The sequence below is a fragment of the Flavobacterium sp. LS1P28 genome (assembly GCF_003970335.1).
Lineage (GTDB): Bacteria > Bacteroidota > Bacteroidia > Flavobacteriales > Flavobacteriaceae > Flavobacterium.
This window is the reverse complement of the sequence record NZ_RYDI01000008.1, coordinates 92,276-114,330: the sequence shown is the minus strand read 5'-3', so window position 1 is coordinate 114,330 and position 22,055 is coordinate 92,276. Positions and strand designations below refer to the sequence as shown.

At 35.4% G+C, this 22,055-nt stretch carries 19 protein-coding genes; 11 read left to right on the top strand and 8 right to left on the bottom strand.

The genetic code is table 11. The features are described 5' to 3' along the window. Positions 1-118 precede the first annotated feature (118 nt). Both EKL97_RS08375 and EKL97_RS08370 read right to left on the bottom strand, forming a co-directional pair. Complete coding sequence (locus EKL97_RS08375) at positions 119-1,294, bottom strand: GlmU family protein (RefSeq protein WP_126454386.1); 1,176 nt, start codon at positions 1,292-1,294, stop codon at positions 119-121. A 161-nt stretch (positions 1,295-1,455) separates the two neighbouring features. After that, the gene (locus tag EKL97_RS08370) at positions 1,456-1,707 is read right to left on the bottom strand and encodes a type B 50S ribosomal protein L31 (protein WP_126454388.1); all 252 of its coding nucleotides are present in this window, start codon (positions 1,705-1,707) and stop codon (positions 1,456-1,458) included. A gap of 243 nt (positions 1,708-1,950) precedes the next feature. On the opposite strand from EKL97_RS08370, the gene EKL97_RS08365 reads away from it, so the two are divergent. The 5 genes from EKL97_RS08365 (at position 1,951) to EKL97_RS08345 (ending at position 8,395) form a co-directional block, all read left to right on the top strand. Continuing rightward, a complete protein-coding gene (locus EKL97_RS08365) occupies positions 1,951-2,481 on the top strand; it encodes a DUF4199 domain-containing protein (RefSeq protein WP_126463204.1) in 531 nt (176 codons plus the stop codon). Positions 2,482-2,486: 5 nt separating this feature from the next. Beyond that, a complete protein-coding gene (locus EKL97_RS08360; protein WP_126463202.1) occupies positions 2,487-3,440 on the top strand; it encodes a glycosyltransferase family 2 protein in 954 nt (317 codons plus the stop codon). A 610-nt stretch (positions 3,441-4,050) separates the two neighbouring features. Beyond that, complete coding sequence (locus EKL97_RS08355; RefSeq protein ID WP_126563306.1) at positions 4,051-5,778, top strand: phospho-sugar mutase; 1,728 nt, start codon at positions 4,051-4,053, stop codon at positions 5,776-5,778. Further along, positions 5,778-7,607 carry an ABC transporter ATP-binding protein gene (locus EKL97_RS08350; protein ID WP_126568636.1) on the top strand — a complete coding sequence of 610 codons (1,830 nt, stop codon included), beginning with the start codon at positions 5,778-5,780 and terminating at the stop codon, positions 7,605-7,607. Before EKL97_RS08355 ends, EKL97_RS08350 begins: the two co-directional genes overlap by 1 nt. A gap of 86 nt (positions 7,608-7,693) precedes the next feature. Next, the gene (locus EKL97_RS08345) at positions 7,694-8,395 is read left to right on the top strand and encodes a hypothetical protein (protein WP_126568635.1); all 702 of its coding nucleotides are present in this window, start codon (positions 7,694-7,696) and stop codon (positions 8,393-8,395) included. Positions 8,396-8,406: 11 nt separating this feature from the next. Here EKL97_RS08345 and EKL97_RS08340 read toward each other — a convergent pair whose 3' ends face one another. From EKL97_RS08340 to EKL97_RS08330, 3 genes are all read right to left on the bottom strand, one after another. After that, on the bottom strand, positions 8,407-9,129 hold the full coding sequence (locus tag EKL97_RS08340) for a hypothetical protein (RefSeq protein ID WP_126463194.1): 723 nt from the start codon (positions 9,127-9,129) through the stop codon (positions 8,407-8,409). 122 nt (positions 9,130-9,251) lie between these two features. After that, positions 9,252-11,720: a carboxypeptidase-like regulatory domain-containing protein gene (locus tag EKL97_RS08335; RefSeq protein WP_233588567.1), complete on the bottom strand. Its 2,469-nt coding sequence runs from the start codon at positions 11,718-11,720 to the stop codon at positions 9,252-9,254. 15 nt (positions 11,721-11,735) lie between these two features. Next, positions 11,736-13,430, bottom strand: coding sequence for a M23 family metallopeptidase (locus tag EKL97_RS08330; protein ID WP_126568634.1), 1,695 nt, complete (start codon positions 13,428-13,430; stop codon positions 11,736-11,738). A 179-nt stretch (positions 13,431-13,609) separates the two neighbouring features. Here EKL97_RS08330 and EKL97_RS08325 point away from each other — a divergent pair, with 179 nt between their 5' ends. From EKL97_RS08325 to rny, 3 genes are all read left to right on the top strand, one after another. Beyond that, entirely contained in the window at positions 13,610-13,900 is a 291-nt protein-coding gene (locus EKL97_RS08325) for a hypothetical protein (protein ID WP_126463190.1), read from the top strand. Between the two features lie 8 nt (positions 13,901-13,908). Continuing rightward, a complete protein-coding gene (locus tag EKL97_RS08320; protein WP_126463188.1) occupies positions 13,909-14,202 on the top strand; it encodes a cell division protein ZapA in 294 nt (97 codons plus the stop codon). Positions 14,203-14,410: 208 nt separating this feature from the next. Then, on the top strand, positions 14,411-15,976 hold the full coding sequence (rny, locus tag EKL97_RS08315; RefSeq protein ID WP_126561677.1) for a ribonuclease Y: 1,566 nt from the start codon (positions 14,411-14,413) through the stop codon (positions 15,974-15,976). Between the two features lie 464 nt (positions 15,977-16,440). Here rny and EKL97_RS08310 read toward each other — a convergent pair whose 3' ends face one another. The 3 genes from EKL97_RS08310 to EKL97_RS08300 all read right to left on the bottom strand — a co-directional run bounded on the left by EKL97_RS08310 (position 16,441) and on the right by EKL97_RS08300 (position 17,948). Beyond that, positions 16,441-17,337: a site-specific tyrosine recombinase gene (locus EKL97_RS08310; protein WP_126568633.1), complete on the bottom strand. Its 897-nt coding sequence runs from the start codon at positions 17,335-17,337 to the stop codon at positions 16,441-16,443. Positions 17,338-17,411: 74 nt separating this feature from the next. Continuing rightward, complete coding sequence (locus EKL97_RS08305) at positions 17,412-17,639, bottom strand: hypothetical protein (protein WP_126561675.1); 228 nt, start codon at positions 17,637-17,639, stop codon at positions 17,412-17,414. A gap of 84 nt (positions 17,640-17,723) precedes the next feature. Then, positions 17,724-17,948, bottom strand: a complete 225-nt coding sequence (locus EKL97_RS08300; protein ID WP_126561674.1) for a hypothetical protein — start codon at positions 17,946-17,948, stop codon at positions 17,724-17,726. Positions 17,949-18,259: 311 nt separating this feature from the next. Here EKL97_RS08300 and EKL97_RS08295 point away from each other — a divergent pair, with 311 nt between their 5' ends. From EKL97_RS08295 to EKL97_RS08285, 3 genes are all read left to right on the top strand, one after another. Then, positions 18,260-18,823 (top strand): porin family protein, encoded by a 564-nt coding sequence (locus EKL97_RS08295; protein ID WP_126561673.1) that lies wholly within the window; start codon positions 18,260-18,262, stop codon positions 18,821-18,823. A gap of 164 nt (positions 18,824-18,987) precedes the next feature. Continuing rightward, positions 18,988-19,401 (top strand): type II 3-dehydroquinate dehydratase, encoded by a 414-nt coding sequence (gene aroQ / locus EKL97_RS08290; RefSeq protein WP_126561672.1) that lies wholly within the window; start codon positions 18,988-18,990, stop codon positions 19,399-19,401. Positions 19,402-19,495: 94 nt separating this feature from the next. Then, the gene (locus EKL97_RS08285; RefSeq protein ID WP_126568632.1) at positions 19,496-21,982 is read left to right on the top strand and encodes a DUF5686 and carboxypeptidase regulatory-like domain-containing protein; all 2,487 of its coding nucleotides are present in this window, start codon (positions 19,496-19,498) and stop codon (positions 21,980-21,982) included. The last annotated feature ends 73 nt before the right edge of the window (positions 21,983-22,055 follow it).

Below are 22,055 nucleotides of genomic sequence, written 5' to 3'. Positions count from 1 at the left end.
CATTTTGTTTAAAATTAAAAATTCGATAATTCACATAGATTACTATGTGAATTATCGAATTTTTAAAATATAGATTCAATCTAAGAAGTCTAAAAATCTACCTATTTAACTAATCCCATCACTCCTTCCTCCACTTTTTAGTTTCTTCAAAAACATGTTCAAGAATAGCCGCTTCTCTTTCATCAAAAGCTACGTTTCGGCGACTCATTACTAATCGGGCTGTTTCAAATGCTTTCTTGGTAATATAGGTCGTAAAACCGGACGCCCCGCCCCAAGAAAAACTCGGTACAAAATTGCGTGGAAAGCCGCTGCCAAAAATATTAGCACTTACGCCTACTACCGTTCCGGTATTAAACATCGTATTAATTCCGCATTTACTATGATCTCCCATCATCAATCCACAAAACTGAAGTCCGGTTTTAGCAAAACCTTCGGTTTCGTAACTCCATAATTTTACTTCTTCATAATTATTTTTTAAGTTTGAATTGTTACTATCCGCGCCAATATTACACCATTCGCCAAGAACAGAATTCCCTAAAAAACCATCATGTCCTTTATTCGAATACCCAAACAATACCGAATTATTAACTTCGCCTCCAATTCTGGAATGCGGACCTACGGTTGTTGCTCCGTAGACTTTGGCAGCCATTTTTACGGTTGCGTTTTCGCACAAGGCAAAAGGACCTCTGATGACAGAACCTTCCATAATTTCAGAATCCTTACCTATATATATTGGACCTGTTGAAGCATTTAAAGTAACAAACTCTAACTTTGCGCCTTCCTCGATAAATATATTTTCGGGAGCGATGACGTTGACACTTTTTGGGATGGGCTGTGACCTGCGGTCTTCGGTTAAGATTTCGAAATCTTCCCGAATGGCGGCATCATTTTTCGAAAAAATATCCCATGTATTTTGAACCGTCAAACAATCGTCCTGAAATTCTATAATTTCATAGGAATCAAAATCTACTTCTTCTTGTTCTTCAGTGGTGTAAAAAGCAATCACTTCATCTGCTCTAAAAATGGCCTGATTGGGTTCCAGATTACTAATCATTTCTACCAAAATAGCATTGGGCAGAAAAGAAGCATTGATCATCACATTTTCTTCTAGTTCCACCATAGGGAATTTTTCAGACAAATAGTCCTCCGTCAAAGTAGTTGTGGTAGAGCCTAAATGCATTTCCCATTTTTGACGAATGGTCATAATCCCAATAAGAATATCCGCAACAGGACGTGTAAACGTAAAAGGCAGTAAGGCGTTTCGAGCGGGACCGTCAAAAAGTATGTAATTCATATATTTTTTTTTAAAATGTATCCGTACGGACAAGTCGTGACTTGTCCGTACTTTTAAGCAGTGCCAAAGTTACAAAGTTTTCAAATAGATAAAAATAAAAAAAGCCTTCCATCTCGAAGTATCGGGAGGAAGGCTTTACTATAATTAAAAACAAGCTTTTATTATTTAGCGTGTTTAGCATATTTCGTTTTAAATTTATCAATACGTCCTGCAGTATCGATAAGTTTAGATTTACCGGTGTAAAAAGGGTGAGAAGTTCTGGAGATCTCCATTTTTACAACTGGATATTCAACTCCGTCAACTGTTAACGTTTCTCTTGTATCTGCAGTAGATTTAGTGATAAAAACATCTTCATTTGACATGTCTTTAAAAGCAACTAATCTGTAATTTTCTGGGTGTACACCTTTTTTCATCTTGTTATTCTTTTTTATTTGTTTGGCTATAAGTCATTTTGAAGCTTTTCTTCTGACAGAAAAGGTATAAATGTATTATAACTTTTTGTTTTTACACTATTATTTTGAGTCTGCAAATTTACAATTTTTTTCCAATAAACAAATCTTTGTCTCACTTTTTTTATATAATCGTAAAAAGTGATTTTTAGTCCCGAATATATTGGGAATTGTTATATTTGTAGATTAATTCTAAAACAACACATAATGATCAACGAAATAATTAAAAAAAACGGTGTAACCTACGGTGTAATTGCAGGAGTACTATTATCATTGATAACTGCTGTTATGTACGCTATAGATATCAAATTATTTATCGCGTGGTGGACTACCCTTTTAAGCTTCTCTGTTTTTATAATCGTTCCTATCATAATGCTGTCAAAAACAAAAAAGGAATTAAATGGCATTCTTTCTTTTAAAGAGGCCTTTACTACCTATTTTATATCAGCAGTGGTTGCCGTTCTTATTTCTGTTGTTTTTAAAATCATTTTATTTAATTTTATTGATCCTTCCGTAAAGGAGACTCTTTTAGACTTAACCATAAAATATTTAATTAGTACGTCTGAACAGTTTGGGGTTCCGGCATCCTCATTGAATGAAACCGTTTCAAAATTAAGAGAAACGGATCCGTATTCGATCGTTGAACAATTAAAAGGATCTGTTTTCGTACTCTTTTTTTGTGCCATATTAGGATTAATCATGGCAGCATTCTTTAAAAGTAACACTACACAAGAATAAAAGTAATGAATTTATCTATACTCATACCGCTTCTTAATGAAGAGGAATCCCTTAATGAACTCTACCGCTGGATTATCAAAGTGATGCAATCTCATAATTATTCTTATGAAATCCTTTTTCTGGATGATGGAAGCACGGATAATTCCTGGACACTTATAGAAGGATTTGCCCAAGAGAACCCTCATGTAAAGGGAGTTCGTTTCATGAAAAATTTTGGAAAATCACAAGCGTTGCATGCTGGTTTTGCAAAAGCGCAGGGTGATGTAATTATCACCATGGACGCCGATTTACAAGATAGCCCGGAGGAAATTCCAGGTTTGTACGATATGATCACCAATGGCAAATATGATTTGGTTTCCGGATGGAAAAAGAAACGCTACGACTCCGTAGTGGCAAAAAACCTTCCGTCTAAATTATTCAATTGGGCTGCCAGAAAAACCTCTGGTGTAGCATTGAATGATTTTAATTGTGGATTGAAAGCTTATAAAAATGTTGTGGTAAAAAATATCGAAGTTTCGGGTGAAATGCACCGCTACATTCCGGTTTTGGCAAAAAATGCCGGTTTTGGAAAAATTGGTGAAAAAGTAGTGCAACATCAAGCTAGAAAATACGGACAAACAAAATTTGGAATGGAACGTTTCATCAATGGTTTCCTGGATTTAATTACCATTTGGTTTCTTTCTCGTTTTGGAAAAAGACCGATGCATTTATTTGGCGCCATGGGATCGTTGATGTTTATCATTGGGTTTATGCTTGCCGGATATATTGGTGTTTCCAAATTATACCACATGTACAATGACATGCGCTATAGCCTGGTAACGAATAATCCTTGGTTTTATATTGCGCTAACGACAATGGTTTTGGGAACACAATTGTTTTTAGCTGGCTTTCTGGGCGAAATTATTTTGCGAACAAAAAACAATGAGGAACGCTATAAAATTTCGAAAGAACTGAATTAACGAGATCAATCTTTTTGTATAATTATTTTTTTTAAGGTCCCAAATTGTGACCTCAAACATTTAGAAGCTATAGAATTAAAAATTATACACAAAAAAATAGTGGAGATAAGAGAATTCAACGTGATGCTTGATTTTGGTTTAGCCTTGTTAAACAATGTTGAAACACGCATTTTATAGCAAGTCGTACGAAGAAACCGCTCTCGATTCCCCAAAAATTTCATGTTTATGCTGACCGCAACTGAGACAAACTAATGGGTATCACAAGCTGTGATACCCTAAAAAAGCAATATTAGTGTTGCTTTGCCTTTTGCTTTACAGAACAAGGGATCGCAATGCTCTTGATTGTCTAAAAAAAGCAATAGAAAATCAATTTGCTTTCGCCTGTTCGTCTTTCAGACTCGAGTCTGGATATTTACAACGCATTAAATTATTTGGTAAATAAAGGTAATACGGCTCAAAAGGATTCTGAACGAAATAGAATTGGGTACAAAAAATAATTTTTGAAAAAACGAGTACTAGCCCTGATAGCAATGGAAATCCTTTTTTGAGGTTTTTACCGAAAAAAAGATTGAAATGAATAGCAGGAAAAAGCTCCGAAAAATTTATAAAAATGGAAATTAAACGACACATTTTAGACGCCGTAAATGAATGGCTTACGCCAACATTTGATGCTGCGACTCAGGAAGCAATTACTGAATTGATGACTACATCACCAAAAGAGCTGGAGGAAAGTTTTTATAAAAACCTGGAATTTGGAACCGGCGGAATGCGCGGTGTCATGGGCGTAGGAAACAATCGGATCAATAAATATACGCTTGGGAAAAGCACGCAAGGTCTTTCGGATTATATGCACACTGTCTTTCCAAACCAGCCTTTGAAAGCGGTTATTGCTTATGATTGCCGTCACAATAGCGATACGTTGGCTAAGTTAGTTGCGAATGTTTTTAGTGCCAATGGGATTGAAGTGTACTTGTTCTCGGAGATGAGACCTACACCAGAATTGTCCTTTGCGGTGAAACATTTAGGTTGCCAGTGTGGCATTGTGCTTACGGCATCACACAATCCGCCGGAATATAACGGATACAAAGTGTACTGGCAAGATGGTGGACAAATTGTGCCACCGGAAGATGAAGGAATTATTACTGTCATTGAAAATTTAAATTACAATCAGATCAAGTTTACTGCCAATGAAGATTTGATTCATTATATAGATACGGAAATTGATACGGCTTTTATCCAATCGACGATCGAAAATGCTAGTTTTGGAACTTCGGCTGTAGCCAAAGAAAAGCTGAATATTGTATTTACTTCCTTGCACGGAACCTCTATAAAACTAGTTCCTGATACTTTGGCGCAAGCGGGGTATCCAAATGTGAATATAGTGGAAGAACAACGAGTACCCAATGGTGATTTCCCTACTGTGAAATCGCCAAATCCGGAGGAACCGGAAGCCTTGACCATGGCGTTAGCACTTGCCGATAAAGTAAATGCGGATATTGTTATTGGGACGGATCCTGATTGTGATCGTTTGGGAGTTGCTGTTAGAGACAATGAAGGTAAAATGACGTTGCTAAACGGGAATCAAACCATGATTTTGATGACTGCATTTTTATTGGAACAATGGAAAAAAGCAGGTAAAATTAATGGCAAACAATTTGTGGGCTCTACGATCGTTTCCACACCTATGATGATGGAATTAGCGACAAACTACGATGTAGAATGCAAAGTGGGTTTGACTGGTTTTAAATGGATTGCCAAAATGATTAAAGACTTTCCTGAATTGGAATTCATAGGTGGTGGTGAAGAAAGTTTTGGCTATATGGTGGGCGATGCGGTACGGGATAAAGATGCTGTTGCAGCAACGTTATTGATTTGCGAACTTGCAGCTCAGGCTAAAGCCAAAGGAAGTACGGTGTACAAAGAATTATTAACACTCTATGTTGATAACGGATTTTATAAAGAACACTTGGTTTCGTTGACTAAAAAAGGAATGGACGGCTTACAGGAAATCAATCAGATGATGGTTGACATGAGAGAGAACCCACTGAAAGAGATCAACGGACAACGCGTGATTATGCTGGAAGATTACCAATCATCAATCGCTAAAAACCTTTTGGACGGATCCGAGTCTACGATGACCATTCCAAAATCGAACGTGTTGATTTATTACACGGAAGACGGGTCTAAAATTTGTGCCAGACCAAGCGGTACGGAACCAAAAATAAAATTCTACATCAGTGTAAATGCTGAACTATATTCAGTAGAAGATTTTCAGGAAGTAGAAACCGTATTGAACGAGAAAATTAAAAATATTATTATTGCAATGCAATTGAACTAATGGACAAAAATTTAATCAAATTAATTCCCTTTACAAAACCATACAAAACACATATTATCTGGAATGTGGTGTACAATATTTTGTATGCTTTATTTAGTACCATTTCAATGTTGACGCTGCTTCCAGTACTTCAGGTGCTTTTTGGCAAAGTCAAAACAGTAGAAAAAGAGCCAATATATACCGGAATAGGGAATATAAAAGACTACGGGACTGATCTTTTATATTTTAAAATAACCGAATTAACAAAAGACAATAGTGCTCAGTTTGCGCTTTTATTAGTCGTTTCATTAGTCATTGTCACTTTTTTATTCAAAAATTTATTCAATTACCTCGCTTCGCATCACATCATGCACCTTAAAAATGGTGTATTACGCGATTTACGAAAATCAATGTATGATAAAATAGTTGAATTGCCCATATCCTATTATTCCGAAAAAAGAAAAGGAGACATTATGGCGCGAATGCTGGGCGATGTCAATGAGGTTCAAAACTCTTTTTTCTCAATACTGGAACTTATCGTAAAAGAACCTTTGACTATAGTCTTTGCAATAGTCACCATGTTTTTCATAAGCGTTGAACTAACGTTTTTCGTTTTGATCTTTATTCCGATTTCGGGATTTATCATTTCAAAAATCGCTAAAAACCTGAGAGCACAATCTTTACAGGCACAAAAAGAAAGTGGTTTTCTGATTTCAATAGTTGATGAAAGCCTAGGTGGTTTAAAAGTGATTAAAAGCTATAATGCCGAACCTAATTTTAAAAACCGATTCAACGATTCGGTAACCCGATTATTGAATTTATCCAATAGTATAGGCGACAAAAATAATTTGGCAACGCCATTGAGCGAATTTTTAGGAATTACGACTATTGCTGCCTTGCTATGGTATGGTGGAAACTTAGTCTTAATTGACAAAACCCTTGAAGGTGCCGCTTTTATTGTTTTTCTTACGCTGGCCTTCAACATTCTTACTCCTGCCAAAGCCATTTCGAAAGCATCGTATGCCGTGAAAAATGGTTTAGCCGCTGCAGAACGAGTTTTTGAAGTTTTAGAAGTCGAAAACGAAATCACTTCAAAAGAAAATGCAATCGAAAAAAACACTTTCGATTCCAATATCACAATCAAAAACATTAACTTTAAATACGAAAAAGAGAATGTGTTGAAAGACTTTACTCTTGAAGTAAAAAAGGGTCAAACGGTGGCTCTTGTTGGGCAATCTGGAAGCGGAAAAAGTACCATTGCCAATTTGCTCACCCGTTTTTATGACACCAGTGAAGGCGAAATCACCATTGATGGAGTTAACATAAAAGATTTTAGTTTAAAATCGCTTCGGGGCTTGATGGGCTTGGTTACGCAGGACAGCATCTTGTTTAATGATACGATCAAAGCCAATGTTGCCCTGGGAAAATTAGACGCAACCGATGAGGAAATTATCGAAGCGTTGAAAATTGCCAATGCCTATGAATTTGTAAAAGATTTACCGTTAGGGATTCACACGAACATTGGCGACAGCGGAAACAAACTTTCCGGAGGTCAAAAACAACGTTTATCGATTGCCAGAGCCGTTTTGAAAAATCCACCAATTATGATTCTGGATGAGGCCACATCAGCATTGGATACCGAAAGCGAAAAATTCGTTCAAGTCGCTTTGGAGAACATGATGCAAAACCGAACTTCGATTGTGATTGCGCACCGACTATCAACCATTCAAAAAGCGGATAAAATTGTGGTGATGCAAAAAGGAAAAATAGTAGAACAAGGAACACATGACGAATTAATTACTCTTGATGGAACCTATCATAAATTAGTGACGATGCAGTCATTCGAATAACTCTTGCGTCTTATGATACGCTGATGAAATGAATTTGCGACAGTAAAAACATGATTTTGACAGATTTTTAAATCTTTAAATTAAAAATGTACATTAATAATCCAAACATAAATCTTCCCGAGAACCCCAATACTGTTGTTTGGAAATACCTCGATTTGTCTAAGTTTCTGGACTTGTTGTTGTCACAAAAGCTATTTATGTCCCGATCCGATAAATTTGAAGATCAATACGAAGGCACTTTTAGCGAGCCTACTTTTGAGGAAATAAAAAAACTTTCTATTGACAATCCTGACTTTTTAAACTACTATAAAACACATCGGGAAAAAGTAGCGATTAGCAGCTGGCACATCAACGAATATGAATCATTTGCTATGTGGCAAATTTTCACGCAAAACAGTGAAGGTTTAGCCATTCAATCTACGATTGGGCGTTTACAGCAAGCACTTGCTCCGGAAACAAATTTTAATCAATACATTGGGGAAGTGAATTATATTGATTACAAAAAAGAACACATCCCGTTTGATGATCTATTTTTTCCTTTTTTGTTTAAGCGAAAAAGTTTTCAATATGAAGGTGAAGTGCGCATCATCACGGACATTGGAGAAAGCAATATAAAAATTAATGATGGTTTAAAAATCAATGTAGACATCAATCAGTTAATTGAAAAAATATACATCCATCCCAAATCCGAAAACTGGTATAAAAACCTGGTCATTCAGTTAGTGAAACAACTGGGATTTAATTTTACCATTGAAAAATCAGACTTGGAAAGTGATATTTTGATCTAAAATCAGTGCTTCTAAACGGGCTCATACCCAATTATTTTCCACTCTTTATTGGACAAATCGATATAGTAATAATTCACGACATCTTTTTTATCAAATTCACCATTTTTATTAGTGTCTTCAACGGTCCTAAAATACAAACGATTTTTGGAACCGATCAATTTCCAATCGATCAATTCCTGAAAATCGGGTGACATCTTTGTGAACTTCTTGCCGCTAATCTCACTTAAATACAAGGCCTTAATATCGCTTGTGTCTAGTTTTCCATCTTTATTAGTATCCACATCGACCATCGTATAGACCATAATCTGGTTATTGGTTTTATCAGCAACGGACTTCAAATACGTCGCTGTTTGAATCAAAACAGGTTTGTCTGTCAATTTCCTGATGGAATCCGAATCTACTTTTTGAAATTTTAAATTTTGCAAAAAACCGGTGATTTCAAATTCACCATAATTAGAAATCGTAAAACTTAAATCATTTACACTCGAAGATCCATATCGCGCTTTAGTTCCTCTTTCACGGATACTTAAATCGGCCACAGGATGAATCAAATAATCCGTCCCTTCCATTTGCAATGGTAAGTCAGCAATTTGTATTTGAGTAGAATCCACTCGGGCAATTACCTTTGCTTTGCTCGTTCCATCGTAAGTTACTTTAGGTTTTTCAACCTCTTCTTTACAACTAGTCAAAAGCAGAACGGCTATTCCTATAAGAGTGATCTGTATTTTTTTCATGATGCTGTGCTTTAAAATTCAAATATAATCATTTTTAAAAAATGACAATCGTATTCCGTTGTCGATTTATCTAATTAAAATGGAGTCCGACTTTTATCTAAAATACGACATATCGCATACTACTATAATTTAGCACTCAATTTCACGTTAAAAACTCTGGTAGTCATGTAATTAGGAATTGCATACTGATTTTTAGAATATACATCGCGAACCCAAGTATTCGTAATGGCATTTTGATTGTCAAAAAGATTAAAAATTTCCAATCCTACCGCCAACTCTTTAAAATCTTTAAACCAACCCGTATTCTTTTTTACTGTTGTGTTATCTATAAAAACTTTAGAAAAACCTACATCCACACGGCGGTAATCATTCAATCGGTTTTGGTATGCATAAGGATCTGCATAAGACGGCGAACCTCCCGGCAGTCCCGTATTATACACTAAATTCAAATACAATTTAATACTTGGAATATTGGGCATATAATCCTGAAACAACAGACCAAATTTTAATCTCTGGTCTGTTGGTCTTGCGATAAAACCCTGGTTATTGCTATTTTCCTCTGTTTTCAAATACCCAAAACTAAACCATGATTCGGTTCCGGGAACAAATTCCCCGTTTAACCGAATGTCTACTCCTTGCGCGTACGCTATAGCATTATTATTAGCGACATACCTAATGCGCACATTGTCAATCGTATAGGTATTTACATCCGACAGTGATTTGTAATACAACTCAGATATTAGTTTGAAAGGGCGATTCCACATCGTGAAACTAAAATCATTCCCAATCACAAAATGAATGGATTGTTGCGCCTTGGTATTGGGCTGCACCAGTGCATCTGCATTTCTCAGTTCCCTGTAAAACGGAGGTTGATGGTATAAACCTCCGGAAAGTCTAAAGATCATATCGAGCTGCCAATCCGGCTTTATGGCAAATTGTGCTCTGGGACTAATCGTTATTTGGGATTTACCAATTATAGTAGCACCTGATACTTCCCATTGATGCATCCGGACTCCGGCATTATACCAAACTTCACTCCTGCCAATAGTGCTTTTCAAACTCCATTGGCCATAGCCTGAAAATCTATTGATCGAATTAAAATTAGTCGCACGAATGTCTTGGTAGGGCACTAGCGGTCCTGTGTAAGGCGAGTAGGGCTGGTCGTTTTTAGGCAAATCAATAACAGGTGGATTCAACGAGAAACCGGCTGAATCGATTACCTCCCACTCTATAATTCGATCTCGGATGGATTCTCGTGTATACTTTATTCCCCATTCAAATTGGCTTTCTTTCCAATCCTGAAATCCTTTTATTTCCGTATTAACGATCAGTGCATCTAAGTCATTTCTGGCATGATTGAGCTGGGAGCCAATTCCTCTCGTAAAAGCGACTTCGCCATAGGTTTCAGAACCAATACTGGAATCCACTTCGCCTAAGCGATATTGGGCAAAAATATCAAAATATTCTTGTTCTAAAGTATGAAAAACAGAACCAATAAATTTCAACGTAAAATTATCCGAAACGTTATAGGTTGTTTTCACCGCGCCGAAATACGTGTCGTACTGATCCTTTTCCTGTCCTTCATAGAAAACAGAAAGACGCATTGGATTATCTATAGTTCCGAAATTAGTTTGTCTGGTTAATGGTTGATACTGGTATTTGTTTTGGGAAATATTACCTAAAAAACTCCATTGCCATTTCGCCGAAGCATTATAATTTATATTGGCTTGAATGTCTGCAAAGGAAGGCGTGAAATTTGTTTGTGTTTCCTGGCTATTCACCAGAAGACTGTTGTTGCGATAGCGGACTCCCGTAACCGCAGACCATTTTTTATCCTTGGAAACCACATCTACAGAAAGGCTTCCGCCAAGAAGACTCGCTTCAAGGCTTGCGCCAAATTTAATCGGTTTTCGATACGTAATATCTAAAACCGAGGATAATTTATCTCCAAACTTCGCTTGAAAACCACCCGCTGAAAAATCAACATTTTGCACTAAATCCGTATTAGTAAAGCTCAACCCTTCTTGTTGCCCCGACCGAATTAGAAACGGACGATAGACTTCAATTTCATTCACATAAACTAAATTCTCATCGTAATTTCCCCCACGCACGGCGTATTGCGTACTCAATTCGTTATTTGAGTTTACTCCCGGCAATGTTTTCAAAATATTCTCGACACCGGCGTTAGCCCCAGGAATTTTTCGGATCATTTCTGGTTCAATTGTAGTAATTCCCTGGATCTGTTTTCTGTTATTTGCCGTTATAATAACTTCTCCCATTTGCTCCTTCCGATTCGTCATTACAGGGTTGAACTCCCTTTCCTCTTTTGGTTCCAATACAAAAGTTACCGTTATTTTCTTCAGCGAAACATGTGTAAAAACAAGCGTAATTTGTTTATTCACAGGAACTTTTAGCACATAAAATCCATTTTGATTGGAGCTTGTTCCACTACCGGAATACGAAACATTTACGCTTGCCACAGGCTGGTTGTTTTCATCCAAAATCACCCCTTTGATCCTAGCCGTTTGGGCTGCTGCAGTAAGACTCAGAAGAAAAAAAAAGAATACAGGTAATAATCGATTCGTGCTCAAATGGTTTGGCTTTTATTATTTTTGACTTCTAAAAAAATGCGTTTCAAAGGTAGTTGAATTTCCTACATTATCCGTCACTACCACTTTTAAATCATTGGCGCCTTCAGCAACAATCCCATCACTAAAATAATGAGTAATTTTTCTGGTTTTATTATCATATTCAAACAATACCCATTTTCCGTTCAAATACCCATTGTATGATTTGATGCCTGACAAATCATCGGATATAGAAAGCTGAATCGTTTTTTGTGTACTGATCCATTTTCCTTCTACAGGTGCATTCATGGTGATTTTAGGAGCAACGGTATCAGAAACCAAAGCATATTTTCCCAAAATTTTGACTTTGGTGCTAAATACGTTGTCTTTTATGTATGTTGGATTGTAATTTGTAGCTTTTCCGTCGATTCTGCCAATAAACATTTTCTCTCTTTGCAGTTCCGTCGCTTTTGTGTCTTCAATAGAAACAGTAAAATTACTATGGGCAGGAACGGTGTCATCATGCAACCATAAAATGTCATTTTTTACATCAAAATTCATATTAAAATCATCGTAAAATGTTCCCGAAGGAAAGAAAACTGACATGTTCTCTAAAGCAAAATTGCTATCTACGTTAGCGTTCACAAAATAATTTGACACCGCAGGTTCCGGGCTTATAACCGTTGGCAATAAATCATATTGAATAGGAATCGCTATTATTTTTTTGTTTCCAAAGAAATCCGACACTTCAATGCGATACAACGAAGCTAAATTTGGCGTTATTTGCAAAACACCTTTATTTTCATCGGCTTGAATAATGCTCAAATTATACGGAGTTTTCATAAAAAGTTTCTGAACCCGTTGTTGCGTTTTTTTATATCTGGGATAATCAATCAAAGCATTAATGTAACGCATCTCATCAAAGGAATAGGTGTTGAATTCATACCCAAAATTTGGTTTCCCATTATAAAAGGAGTGCACCTTGTACACTCCGTTAACATTAAACGAGACATCATCACTATCAGAAGCGGAAATACCAAAACCAATCACGCCATTTGCGGTTACTTTATCAGACAGGTAAGTCCCATCTTTTTGTAACGAAACATTGAGAGCTATTGGTCGTTTGGAATGGTTAACTGTTGTTTTTGAATCTAAAGGGTACACGTAAACGGCTGAAACAATTGGTTTTTTAGTGTCTTTTAAATATGTATCGTAGCCAAAAAGCATGGGGTTGATTATGAACTCCGTTTTGGAATCTCGAAATTCAAAATGCAGATGAGGACCTTGAGAAGATCCTGTATTACCAGAAAAAGCGATAACATCCCCGTTTTGAACCTGCATTTCATCGGGTTTAAAAAACATTTCAATTTCAAAGGATTCCTCTTTATAATGGCTGTTTTTGATGTAGCTTTCAATAGCACCATTGGCCATTTTTAAATGCCCATAAACGGATGTAAAACCATTAGGATGATTGATATAAATTGTTTTTCCATTACCAAAAGTAGAAATTTTTATTCTGGACACATACCCATCGGCTACTGCATACACCTTGAAACCCTCCTTTTGCTGGGTTCTTAAATCAAATCCTGCATGAAAATGGTTGGGTCGCAATTCTCCAAAATTCCCTGACAATTGCATCGGGATGTCTAATGGAGACCTAAAATAATCTTTTGGATACTCCGCTTGCGCAAAAACAAAGTTGCAAAAAAATACTAAATAAAGAGAAAATTTCATTGTTTACATTTTTGCTAAGGTAAAAAAAAAGTATGCAAAAACAGTTCTAAAAAAAAACAGTTCCTAATCAATTGTTTAACTGTTATTTAACTAAATAAATGCAAAAAAAATAATAAAATATTGCAAAATTAAAAAGGAATACTAACTTTGTATGATTATGTAATGAATTAGAATATATAATGAGTGCAATTGCAGAAATTATTGATACTCTTGAAAATAAAGTTGAAAAACTTTTCATAAAAATGAAAAGTTTGGAACAAAACAATCAAGATTTAAGAAACGAATTAACAAAAACTGCATCTATAATACTAACTCAATCACAACAGATTGAGGCCTTAAAAACGCAGTATGAAACACTCAAAGTAGCGAATGCATTACTAGGCAGTGACGATAATAAAAGAGATACCAAGTTTAAAATAAATTCATTAATTCGCGAAATTGATTATTGTATAGCCCAGCTATCAGACTAATAAAAGATATGGACGAAAAGCTTAAAATTAAAATATCAATTGCAGACAGAGTCTACCCGTTAACGGTTGATCTTTCACAGGAAGAAGGACTGAGAAGTGCTTCAAAAAAAATTGATAAAATGATAAAGCAATTTGAAGAAAACTATGCCGTTCGTGATAAGCAGGATGTTTTAGCAATGTGTGCCCTGCAATTTGCCTCACAAACGGAACAAAAACAAATTGATAATGCAATTGATGGAGAAGAAACCATTGAAAGAATTAAAAAAATCAATGCGGTTTTAGATCAATATCTCGACAAATAAACGTTCTTTACAAAAACTAAGATACTGCCTACATTAGTTCACATTTGGTAAACTCAACACTAACAATTTAGAATGAGCAAATCATCACTACTAAAGCATGCCACGCCCCGGCGAGGAAACTTGAACAGTGAGTTAGCTCAAAACTTGTCTTTCCGAGTTTATTCAACACAACTAATGTAGGCTTTTTTATTTATAAATTTTAACAAACATGGACAACATATTAACGATTATTATTACGGGAATTATAGGTATTGCAGGCGGTTTTGCCATCGCAAAAATGATAGAAAAAAGCAATATCTCTAACTTGATTAAGAATTCAAAAAAAGAAGCCGCATCGATTCTTAAAGATGCCAATCTTGAAGCTGAAAATATAAAGAAGGATAAAATTCTTCAAGCGAAAGAAAAATTTATTGAATTAAAATCAGAACATGAGCAAGTGATCCTTTCTCGTGATAAAAAAGTCGCTGAAATAGAAAAAAGAGTTCGGGACAAAGAATCTCAAATTTCAAATGAATTATCAAAAGCTAAAAAAGTAAATGATGATTTTGAAGCAAAAACGGTAGAATACAACTCTAAAATAGACGTTTTAGACAAAAGACAGGCTGAAGTGGACAAACTTCATAAGAGTCAATTGCAACAATTGGAAGTAATCTCCGGCTTATCCGCAGAGGAAGCAAAAAATCAATTGATTGAAGGACTTAAAGCCGAGGCTAAAAGCAAAGCAATGTCTCACATACAAGACACGATTGAAGAGGCGAAACTTACAGCACAACAAGAGGCTAAGAAAATAATCATCAACACCATTCAAAGAGTTGGAACCGAAGAAGCAGTAGAAAATTGCGTTTCAGTATTCAACATTGAATCTGATGATGTAAAAGGACGAATCATAGGCCGTGAAGGTAGAAATATCCGTGCACTGGAAGCAGCTACAGGAGTAGAAATCATTGTAGATGACACCCCGGAGGCGATTATCCTTTCCTGTTTTGATCCGGTTCGAAGAGAAATTGCACGTTTGGCACTACATAAATTAGTGACTGACGGAAGAATTCACCCCGCTCGTATTGAAGAAGTAGTAGCAAAAACTGCCAAACAAATTGACGATGAAATTATAGAAGTGGGTAAACGTACCGTTATAGATTTAGGAATTCACGGATTACATCCTGAATTGATTAAAGTAGTAGGACGCATGAAATACCGTTCTTCTTACGGACAAAATTTATTGCAACACTCCCGGGAAGTTTCTAAACTATGTGGAATCATGGCAGCTGAACTTGGCTTAAACGTAAAACTGGCTAAAAGAGCTGGTTTATTGCACGATATTGGTAAAGTTCCAGATGCTGAAAGTGATTTACCACACGCTTTATTAGGAATGCAATGGGCTGAAAAATACGGTGAAAAAGAAGAGGTTTGTAATGCGATTGGTGCTCACCATGACGAGATAGAGATGAAATCATTACTATCCCCGATCATTCAGGTTTGTGATGCTATTTCAGGTGCAAGACCAGGAGCAAGAAGACAAGTCTTGGATTCTTATATACAACGTCTAAAAGATCTTGAGGAAGTAGCGTACGGCTTTAGCGGTGTGAAAAATGCTTATGCCATTCAAGCTGGTAGAGAACTTCGGGTTATCGTAGAGAGCGAAAAGGTTTCGGATGAAAATGCGGCTACCTTATCTTTTGATATTTCACAAAAAATTCAAACAGAAATGACCTATCCGGGCCAAGTTAAAGTAACCGTAATACGGGAAACAAGAGCTGTGAATATTGCTAAATAATTTATTCCCATTATAAGAAACAAAAAAACTTCTCCGTATGGAGAAGTTTTTTTTTGCACTGAAAATACGGTTTTTAAAAATTATTTATCTCTTGGTAATTTTCGTTTTAGGGAACATCAAAAACCATAATTACTTTTTATATCATTTAAATGCGATTATAATTTAGATTTTATTTTTATTCAAACATAAAAAAAGTATCAATTTTATAAAATTTCAACTAAACTAAACTAAACTAACCCGTTGGGTACAATTGTTCAAAACGTCAGTTCGAGTGTTTTTTGTAGAGTAAAACGGAACAAAACTTCTCGATACGCTTCGCACTCGAAGTGACGTGTATCGAGAATCGTTATTAATACTAATTTTCTAGTTCTCGATATAATCCCGCCTAAAAGCGGGATCACTCGAACTGACGAAAATTTTCATCAAAATCTAATTACAACCAACAGGTTAAGCTAATAAAAATATTACTTTCTTGGGTGAAAAGTATTTAGAACCTGAGTAAGAAATGTTCTGTCAAGGTGTACGTATATTTCCGTTGTGGTGATTGATTCATGACCAAGCATCAATTGTATTGCACGCAAATCAGCCCCGTTTTCTAAAAGGTGTGTGGCAAAAGAATGCCGCAGGGTATGTGGACTAATTGTTTTGTGTAACGCTATGACTGACGCTAAATTTTTGATTATCGTAAAAATCATGGCTCTTGTCAATTGGCTTCCCCTTCTATTTAAAAACAACGTATCTTCAAAACCTTTTTTTATATTCAGTTGATTTCGTTTTGTATCCCTGTAGATAATGATGAATTTTTGAGTATAATCCCCTACAGGTACAAAGCGCTGTTTGTTTCCTTTTCCGGTAACTTTTATAAAACCCTCTTCAAAAAACAAGTCGGACATTTTTAATGCCACTAATTCCGAAACCCGAAGCCCACAACCATAAAGGGTTTCCATCATAGCGCGATTGCGTTCCCCTTCATTAGAGGTCAAATCAATGGCTGCAATAAGAGTATCGATCTCATCAACAGATAAAATATCTGGAAGTTTCCTGCCCGTTTTGGGTGTTTCTATAAGTTCTAATGGATTATCTGTTCGATAGTCCTCAAACATTAAATAACCAAAAAAACTTTTAAGACCAGAGATAATTCGGGCTTGTGAACGGGGATTCACTTCTTTTGAAACACTGTAAATAAACTGTTGAAGTATTTCTTCATCAATTTGAATGGGTGAAACTTCCATTTTATTTTCAGTCAAAAAAAGACACAATCGTTGTACATCAAACGAATAATTTTCTATTGTGTTGTGAGAAAAACCGCGCTCAATTTTTAAGTACGATTGATACCTTTTTATGTAAGCAGTCCAATTCATAAACACAAAGTAACACTTTTATTCATTAAAAAACCTTCCAAATTGAGAGGCTTTTGAATGTAACTATGCAAACTTTAGAAATGCAATGCAAAACCCATATTAAATTGAAAATTTGAATCATAAAACGACTTGTTAACCGCATTATTGTAGCGAATACCTGGTTCCATACTTACATTTTTGCCAAGAAAAAAAGCGTATCCTGCTTGAAAACCAATGTAGGCAGGATTTGCATCTGTATCGCCAAAGCCTACACCATTATAGGAAATCTCGACCGGAATTTTACTTTTAAAATAATACTTCAATCCTAATTTATACGCAATTGGGTCCGTGAGAGTACTGACACCATCGTCGCCATAGCCTATCCCACTTTAATTGCTAAGTTATCTTTAATAAAATAACCCCCCTTCAACCCCTATATTATAGGCGGTAACACCATCAGATGTTTTAAAGTACAAAGAAGTATTGCCTACATTTTGCCCAAAACCTGTATTTGCTTCAATTAACCATTTTCCTTTAGAAACTTGATTTCCTTGTATTTGTACTTCATTTTCTTGAGCTTGAGCAACTAAAAAAGCAAAAAAGACAATACCGCACAGCATATTTTTTTTCATGTTGATTTGTTTTTATTGGAACGAAAGTAGATAACGCTAAATAATTTGTACGATTTTTATGAAAAAATTAACTTTTAAAATTGACAGTATTTTTCTTCACATAAAAAATATAATTATAAATTTATAAATACACAACGCACTCAATTGTAACATTTTAATCCAAACTAACCAAGAATAATAATTAAAAAAAATAACTATTATTCCTATTAACAAAATGTGGACTAATTTTTGATTAGAGATAAGACAACAATAATAATCAAACAAAACAGTTTATAATACATGCTCTCATTAAATTAATTTAAAAAAAAATTATGAAAAAAATAATTCTAGTTGCAGTAGTTCTTCTTGCCGCGTCAGTAGACATGCAAGCACAATTGATCAAGTTTGGGTTTAAAGGGGGTTTAAATTACGCCAATCAATCAGGAACTGATATCACAGTAAACAGTAATAATTACAACACTGATGCGATTACCAGTTATCATGGGGGTTTAGTAGCTGAACTTAAATTGACAGATGGTTTTTCGATACAACCCGAATTATTGTATTCCACTCAGGGAGCAACGTATAAAAATGCTGTCGATGAGTTCAAAAATGAATTAGGGTATTTATCTATTCCTGTTATGGCTAAATTTCATTTCAACAAAACAGTAAGTTTAGATCTTGGACCACAAGCTTCATTCCTATTGAGTGAAAGAAATGAATTTGATGTAAAAAATGCAGAAACTTTTGAATTTGGAGTAGCCGGTGGTTTAACTCTAAATGTAACTAAACACATTTTCCTTCAAGGTCGTTATGTGTTAGGATTAACTGAAGCTTCAAAACAAGCAGAAGTTAAGAACTCTGTTCTTCAAATTTCAGCAGGATTTACATTCTAAAAAAATAAAAAATTAAATTTATTAAAACCGTTCTATAAAGTGGAACGGTTTTTTTATTTTTACAAAAGCAGGAATTATAAAATGAGCGTATCGGAAATGTAATGAAAACCAGATAAGCCACATGGGAATTCGATATTCAAATAAAAAACAAATAGCAACTACTTATGAAAATTAGTATCATCAATGGACCGAACCTCAATCTTCTGGGTCAACGCGAGCCTTCAGTTTACGGAAATCAAACTTTTGAAGAATATTTCACTACTTTACAAATTAAATACCCAGCAATAGCATTTACTTATTTCCAAAGTAACATTGAAGGGGAATTAATTGATAAAATTCAGGAATTTGGTTTTTCATTTGATGGCATAATCCTAAATGCCGGAGCGTATACACATACTTCTATAGGAATTGGCGACGCTGTAAAAGCCGTTACCACTCCAGTGGTTGAAGTTCATATTTCGAATACGTTTTCCCGTGAAAGTTTTAGACATCAATCCTATATTTCTGGAAATGCCAAAGGTGTTATTCTGGGTTTTGGTTTAAAGAGTTATGAGCTGGCAATTCAGTCATTTTTGTAGTATCAAAATAAAATAAGCCATTAGATAAATCTTTAACAAATAATTAATACGCTCTTTTGTAACTTCTTCTATTTTTGTGAAAGAAAAAACCTTCATGAAAAAATACTACTTTCTACTGCTTTTATTAGTTTCATTTGTCAGTACTGCTCAAATTAAAGGAACCGTTTCGGACGAAAAAGGAAATCCCTTGCCTTTTGTGACTATTTTTCAGGAGGACACCTATAATGGAACCACTTCAAACGAGCAAGGAAACTATGAATTCAACTTAAAGAAAAAGGAAAAACAAACAGTTGTCTTTCAATTTTTAGGTTTTAAAACCCAGAAAGTAGTTATACAAACAGACAAACTCCCTTATTCGTTGCACATCAAAATGATCGAAGAAAGTTTCTCGCTGAACGAAGTAATCATCAACAAAAAAAACAATCCGGCTTTAGCGATAATAAAAAGTGCCATTGCCAGCAGAAAACAAAACACCAAAAAAACAAATCGATTCAACGCTAACTTTTATTCCCGCGGTATTTTTAAACTAAAAAATGCCCCAAAAAAAATATTAGGCCAAAAAATTGGTGATCTTGATGGCGCACTGGATTCTACCGGAACCGGAATTATTTCCTTATCTGAAACGTTTTCAAAAATAGCATTTGAGAAACCCAATAACTTAAAAGAAGTAGTTACTGCCTCAAAAGTAAGTGGCAGAGACAATGGCTACAGCTACAATACGGCTACATCTTCATTCTACGATTTTTATGACAACACCATCGATTTTAGTGTCCAAATGATTTCTCCAATAGCGAACAACGCGTTCAACTACTATAATTACACCTTAGAAAGCACTTTTTTTGACGAGAATACAAACATGATCAACAAAATAAAAGTGATTGCAAAGCGCGACAGTGAACCCGTTTTTGAAGGGTACATTTATATAGTGGAAGACTCCTGGGCGATTTACGCCGTTGATCTGGATATAAAAGGCTACCGAATAAAAGAAGAATTTCTGGATGTGATGACCTTAAAACAAAATTTCAGTTACAACAACAGCAATAAAATCTGGGCCAAAAATACCCAAAGTCTCGAAATCACAGCAGGTGCTTTTGGGATAAAATTTACCGGAAAATACAATTACGTGTATAGCAATTATGAATTCATAAATGCTTTTGCACCCAAAACATTTACAAATGAAATTACGAGAATCGAAATAAATGCCAATAAAAAAGACAGCTTATTCTGGACTACCAACAGGCCCATTCCCTTAACAAGTGAAGAAAGCATGGATTATGCTAGAAAAGACAGCATTTACAAGGTCCGAAATTCCGAAAAATACCTAGATTCAGTAGACACAAAAGAGAACAAGTTCAAAATCTTGAAGCTACTGAGCGGCTACACCTATAAAAACAGTAGCAAAAAACACAGTTTTAGTTATGAAGGATTATTAAATCTTGGTTCATTGAGTTTCAATACGGTACAAGGATATAATTTTGACTCGGGATTTAAATACACCAACTGGAAAAATCAGGAAAGTAAAGGAATCTACACTTCCATAAGTACAAAACTCAATTACGGTTTTGCCGAAGATCGTTTGCGTGTCACTGGACAATTTATCCACCGGTTCAACAATCAGAATTATGCCACTTTATATATGACAGGGGGCAGTTCTGTAAAGCAATTTAATCCGAATGAACCCATCAGTAAAGTAATAAACACAATCAGTTCCCTAGCATTCAAGAACAATTTTATGAAGTTGTATAATCTGGAATCAGCGGCAATTGGCTACAGCCAAGATGTTGCAAATGGCGTGAATCTCAATGGAAAGATAGAATACCAGCAACGCAAACCAGTATTCAACAATACGGATTTTTCTTTTTTTAACAAGGACGAATTATACACTTCGAATAATCCGTTGGTGCCAAATGATTTCACCACTCCCGGTTTTGAAAAACACCATTTGACGAAAATTAATGTGCTAGCAAAAATCAATTTTGGAAACAAATATTCCTCCCGTCCCGATGGAAAATTTAACATCCGAAATGAAAAATATCCAACTCTTTATTTAGGCTATGAAAAAGCAATTGCGGCTAATGAAAAGAAGTATGAGTTTGACCATTTCAATAGCCGATTAACGTATGATTTGACATTGAAAAATAAAGGTGTTTTAGGGTTGAATCTAAAAGCGGGAAAGTTTCTGAATGCAGATAACATTGCTTTTATAGATTACAAGCATTTTAATGGCAATCAAACCCACATTGGGCAGTCAGCGCGCTATTTGAATGTATTTAACTTACTGCCGTATTACTCTAACAGTACGAATGACAGCTACTTTGAAGCCCATTCGGAATACAACGACAAAGGCTATATCATGAATAAAATACCTTTATTAAACAAACTAAAATCAACTTTGACACTGGGTGCTCACGCGCTGTCTACGCCAAACAACAAACCTTATACTGAAATTACAGTTGGGTTAGACAATTTAGGTTTTGGTAAATTTAAAATGCTCCGTATCGATTATGTTCGTTCGTACCAAAATGGATTTCAAGGAGACGGCGTAGTATTTGGGCTCAAATTTTTGAATATATTGGAGTAAAAAAGAATCTATTTGTCAGTTGCAGTACAGTCGGAAAATATAACGGCATCTCGACTGCACTCGATGTGACAAA

What these genes read in the sequence shown, in the direction of transcription:
- EKL97_RS08375 (WP_126454386.1), bottom strand. Translation starts at nt 1,294, where the DNA reads ATGAATTACATACTTTTTGACGGTCCCGCTCGAAACGCCTTACTGCCT.
- EKL97_RS08370 (WP_126454388.1), bottom strand. Translation starts at nt 1,707, where the DNA reads ATGAAAAAAGGTGTACACCCAGAAAATTACAGATTAGTTGCTTTTAAA.
- EKL97_RS08365 (WP_126463204.1), top strand. Translation starts at nt 1,951, where the DNA reads ATGATCAACGAAATAATTAAAAAAAACGGTGTAACCTACGGTGTAATT.
- EKL97_RS08360 (WP_126463202.1), top strand. Translation starts at nt 2,487, where the DNA reads ATGAATTTATCTATACTCATACCGCTTCTTAATGAAGAGGAATCCCTT.
- EKL97_RS08355 (WP_126563306.1), top strand. Translation starts at nt 4,051, where the DNA reads ATGGAAATTAAACGACACATTTTAGACGCCGTAAATGAATGGCTTACG.
- EKL97_RS08350 (WP_126568636.1), top strand. Translation starts at nt 5,778, where the DNA reads ATGGACAAAAATTTAATCAAATTAATTCCCTTTACAAAACCATACAAA.
- EKL97_RS08345 (WP_126568635.1), top strand. Translation starts at nt 7,694, where the DNA reads ATGTACATTAATAATCCAAACATAAATCTTCCCGAGAACCCCAATACT.
- EKL97_RS08340 (WP_126463194.1), bottom strand. Translation starts at nt 9,129, where the DNA reads ATGAAAAAAATACAGATCACTCTTATAGGAATAGCCGTTCTGCTTTTG.
- EKL97_RS08330 (WP_126568634.1), bottom strand. Translation starts at nt 13,430, where the DNA reads ATGAAATTTTCTCTTTATTTAGTATTTTTTTGCAACTTTGTTTTTGCG.
- EKL97_RS08325 (WP_126463190.1), top strand. Translation starts at nt 13,610, where the DNA reads ATGAGTGCAATTGCAGAAATTATTGATACTCTTGAAAATAAAGTTGAA.
- EKL97_RS08320 (WP_126463188.1), top strand. Translation starts at nt 13,909, where the DNA reads ATGGACGAAAAGCTTAAAATTAAAATATCAATTGCAGACAGAGTCTAC.
- rny (WP_126561677.1), top strand. Translation starts at nt 14,411, where the DNA reads ATGGACAACATATTAACGATTATTATTACGGGAATTATAGGTATTGCA.
- EKL97_RS08310 (WP_126568633.1), bottom strand. Translation starts at nt 17,337, where the DNA reads ATGAATTGGACTGCTTACATAAAAAGGTATCAATCGTACTTAAAAATT.
- EKL97_RS08300 (WP_126561674.1), bottom strand. Translation starts at nt 17,948, where the DNA reads ATGAAAAAAAATATGCTGTGCGGTATTGTCTTTTTTGCTTTTTTAGTT.
- EKL97_RS08295 (WP_126561673.1), top strand. Translation starts at nt 18,260, where the DNA reads ATGAAAAAAATAATTCTAGTTGCAGTAGTTCTTCTTGCCGCGTCAGTA.
- aroQ (WP_126561672.1), top strand. Translation starts at nt 18,988, where the DNA reads ATGAAAATTAGTATCATCAATGGACCGAACCTCAATCTTCTGGGTCAA.
- EKL97_RS08285 (WP_126568632.1), top strand. Translation starts at nt 19,496, where the DNA reads ATGAAAAAATACTACTTTCTACTGCTTTTATTAGTTTCATTTGTCAGT.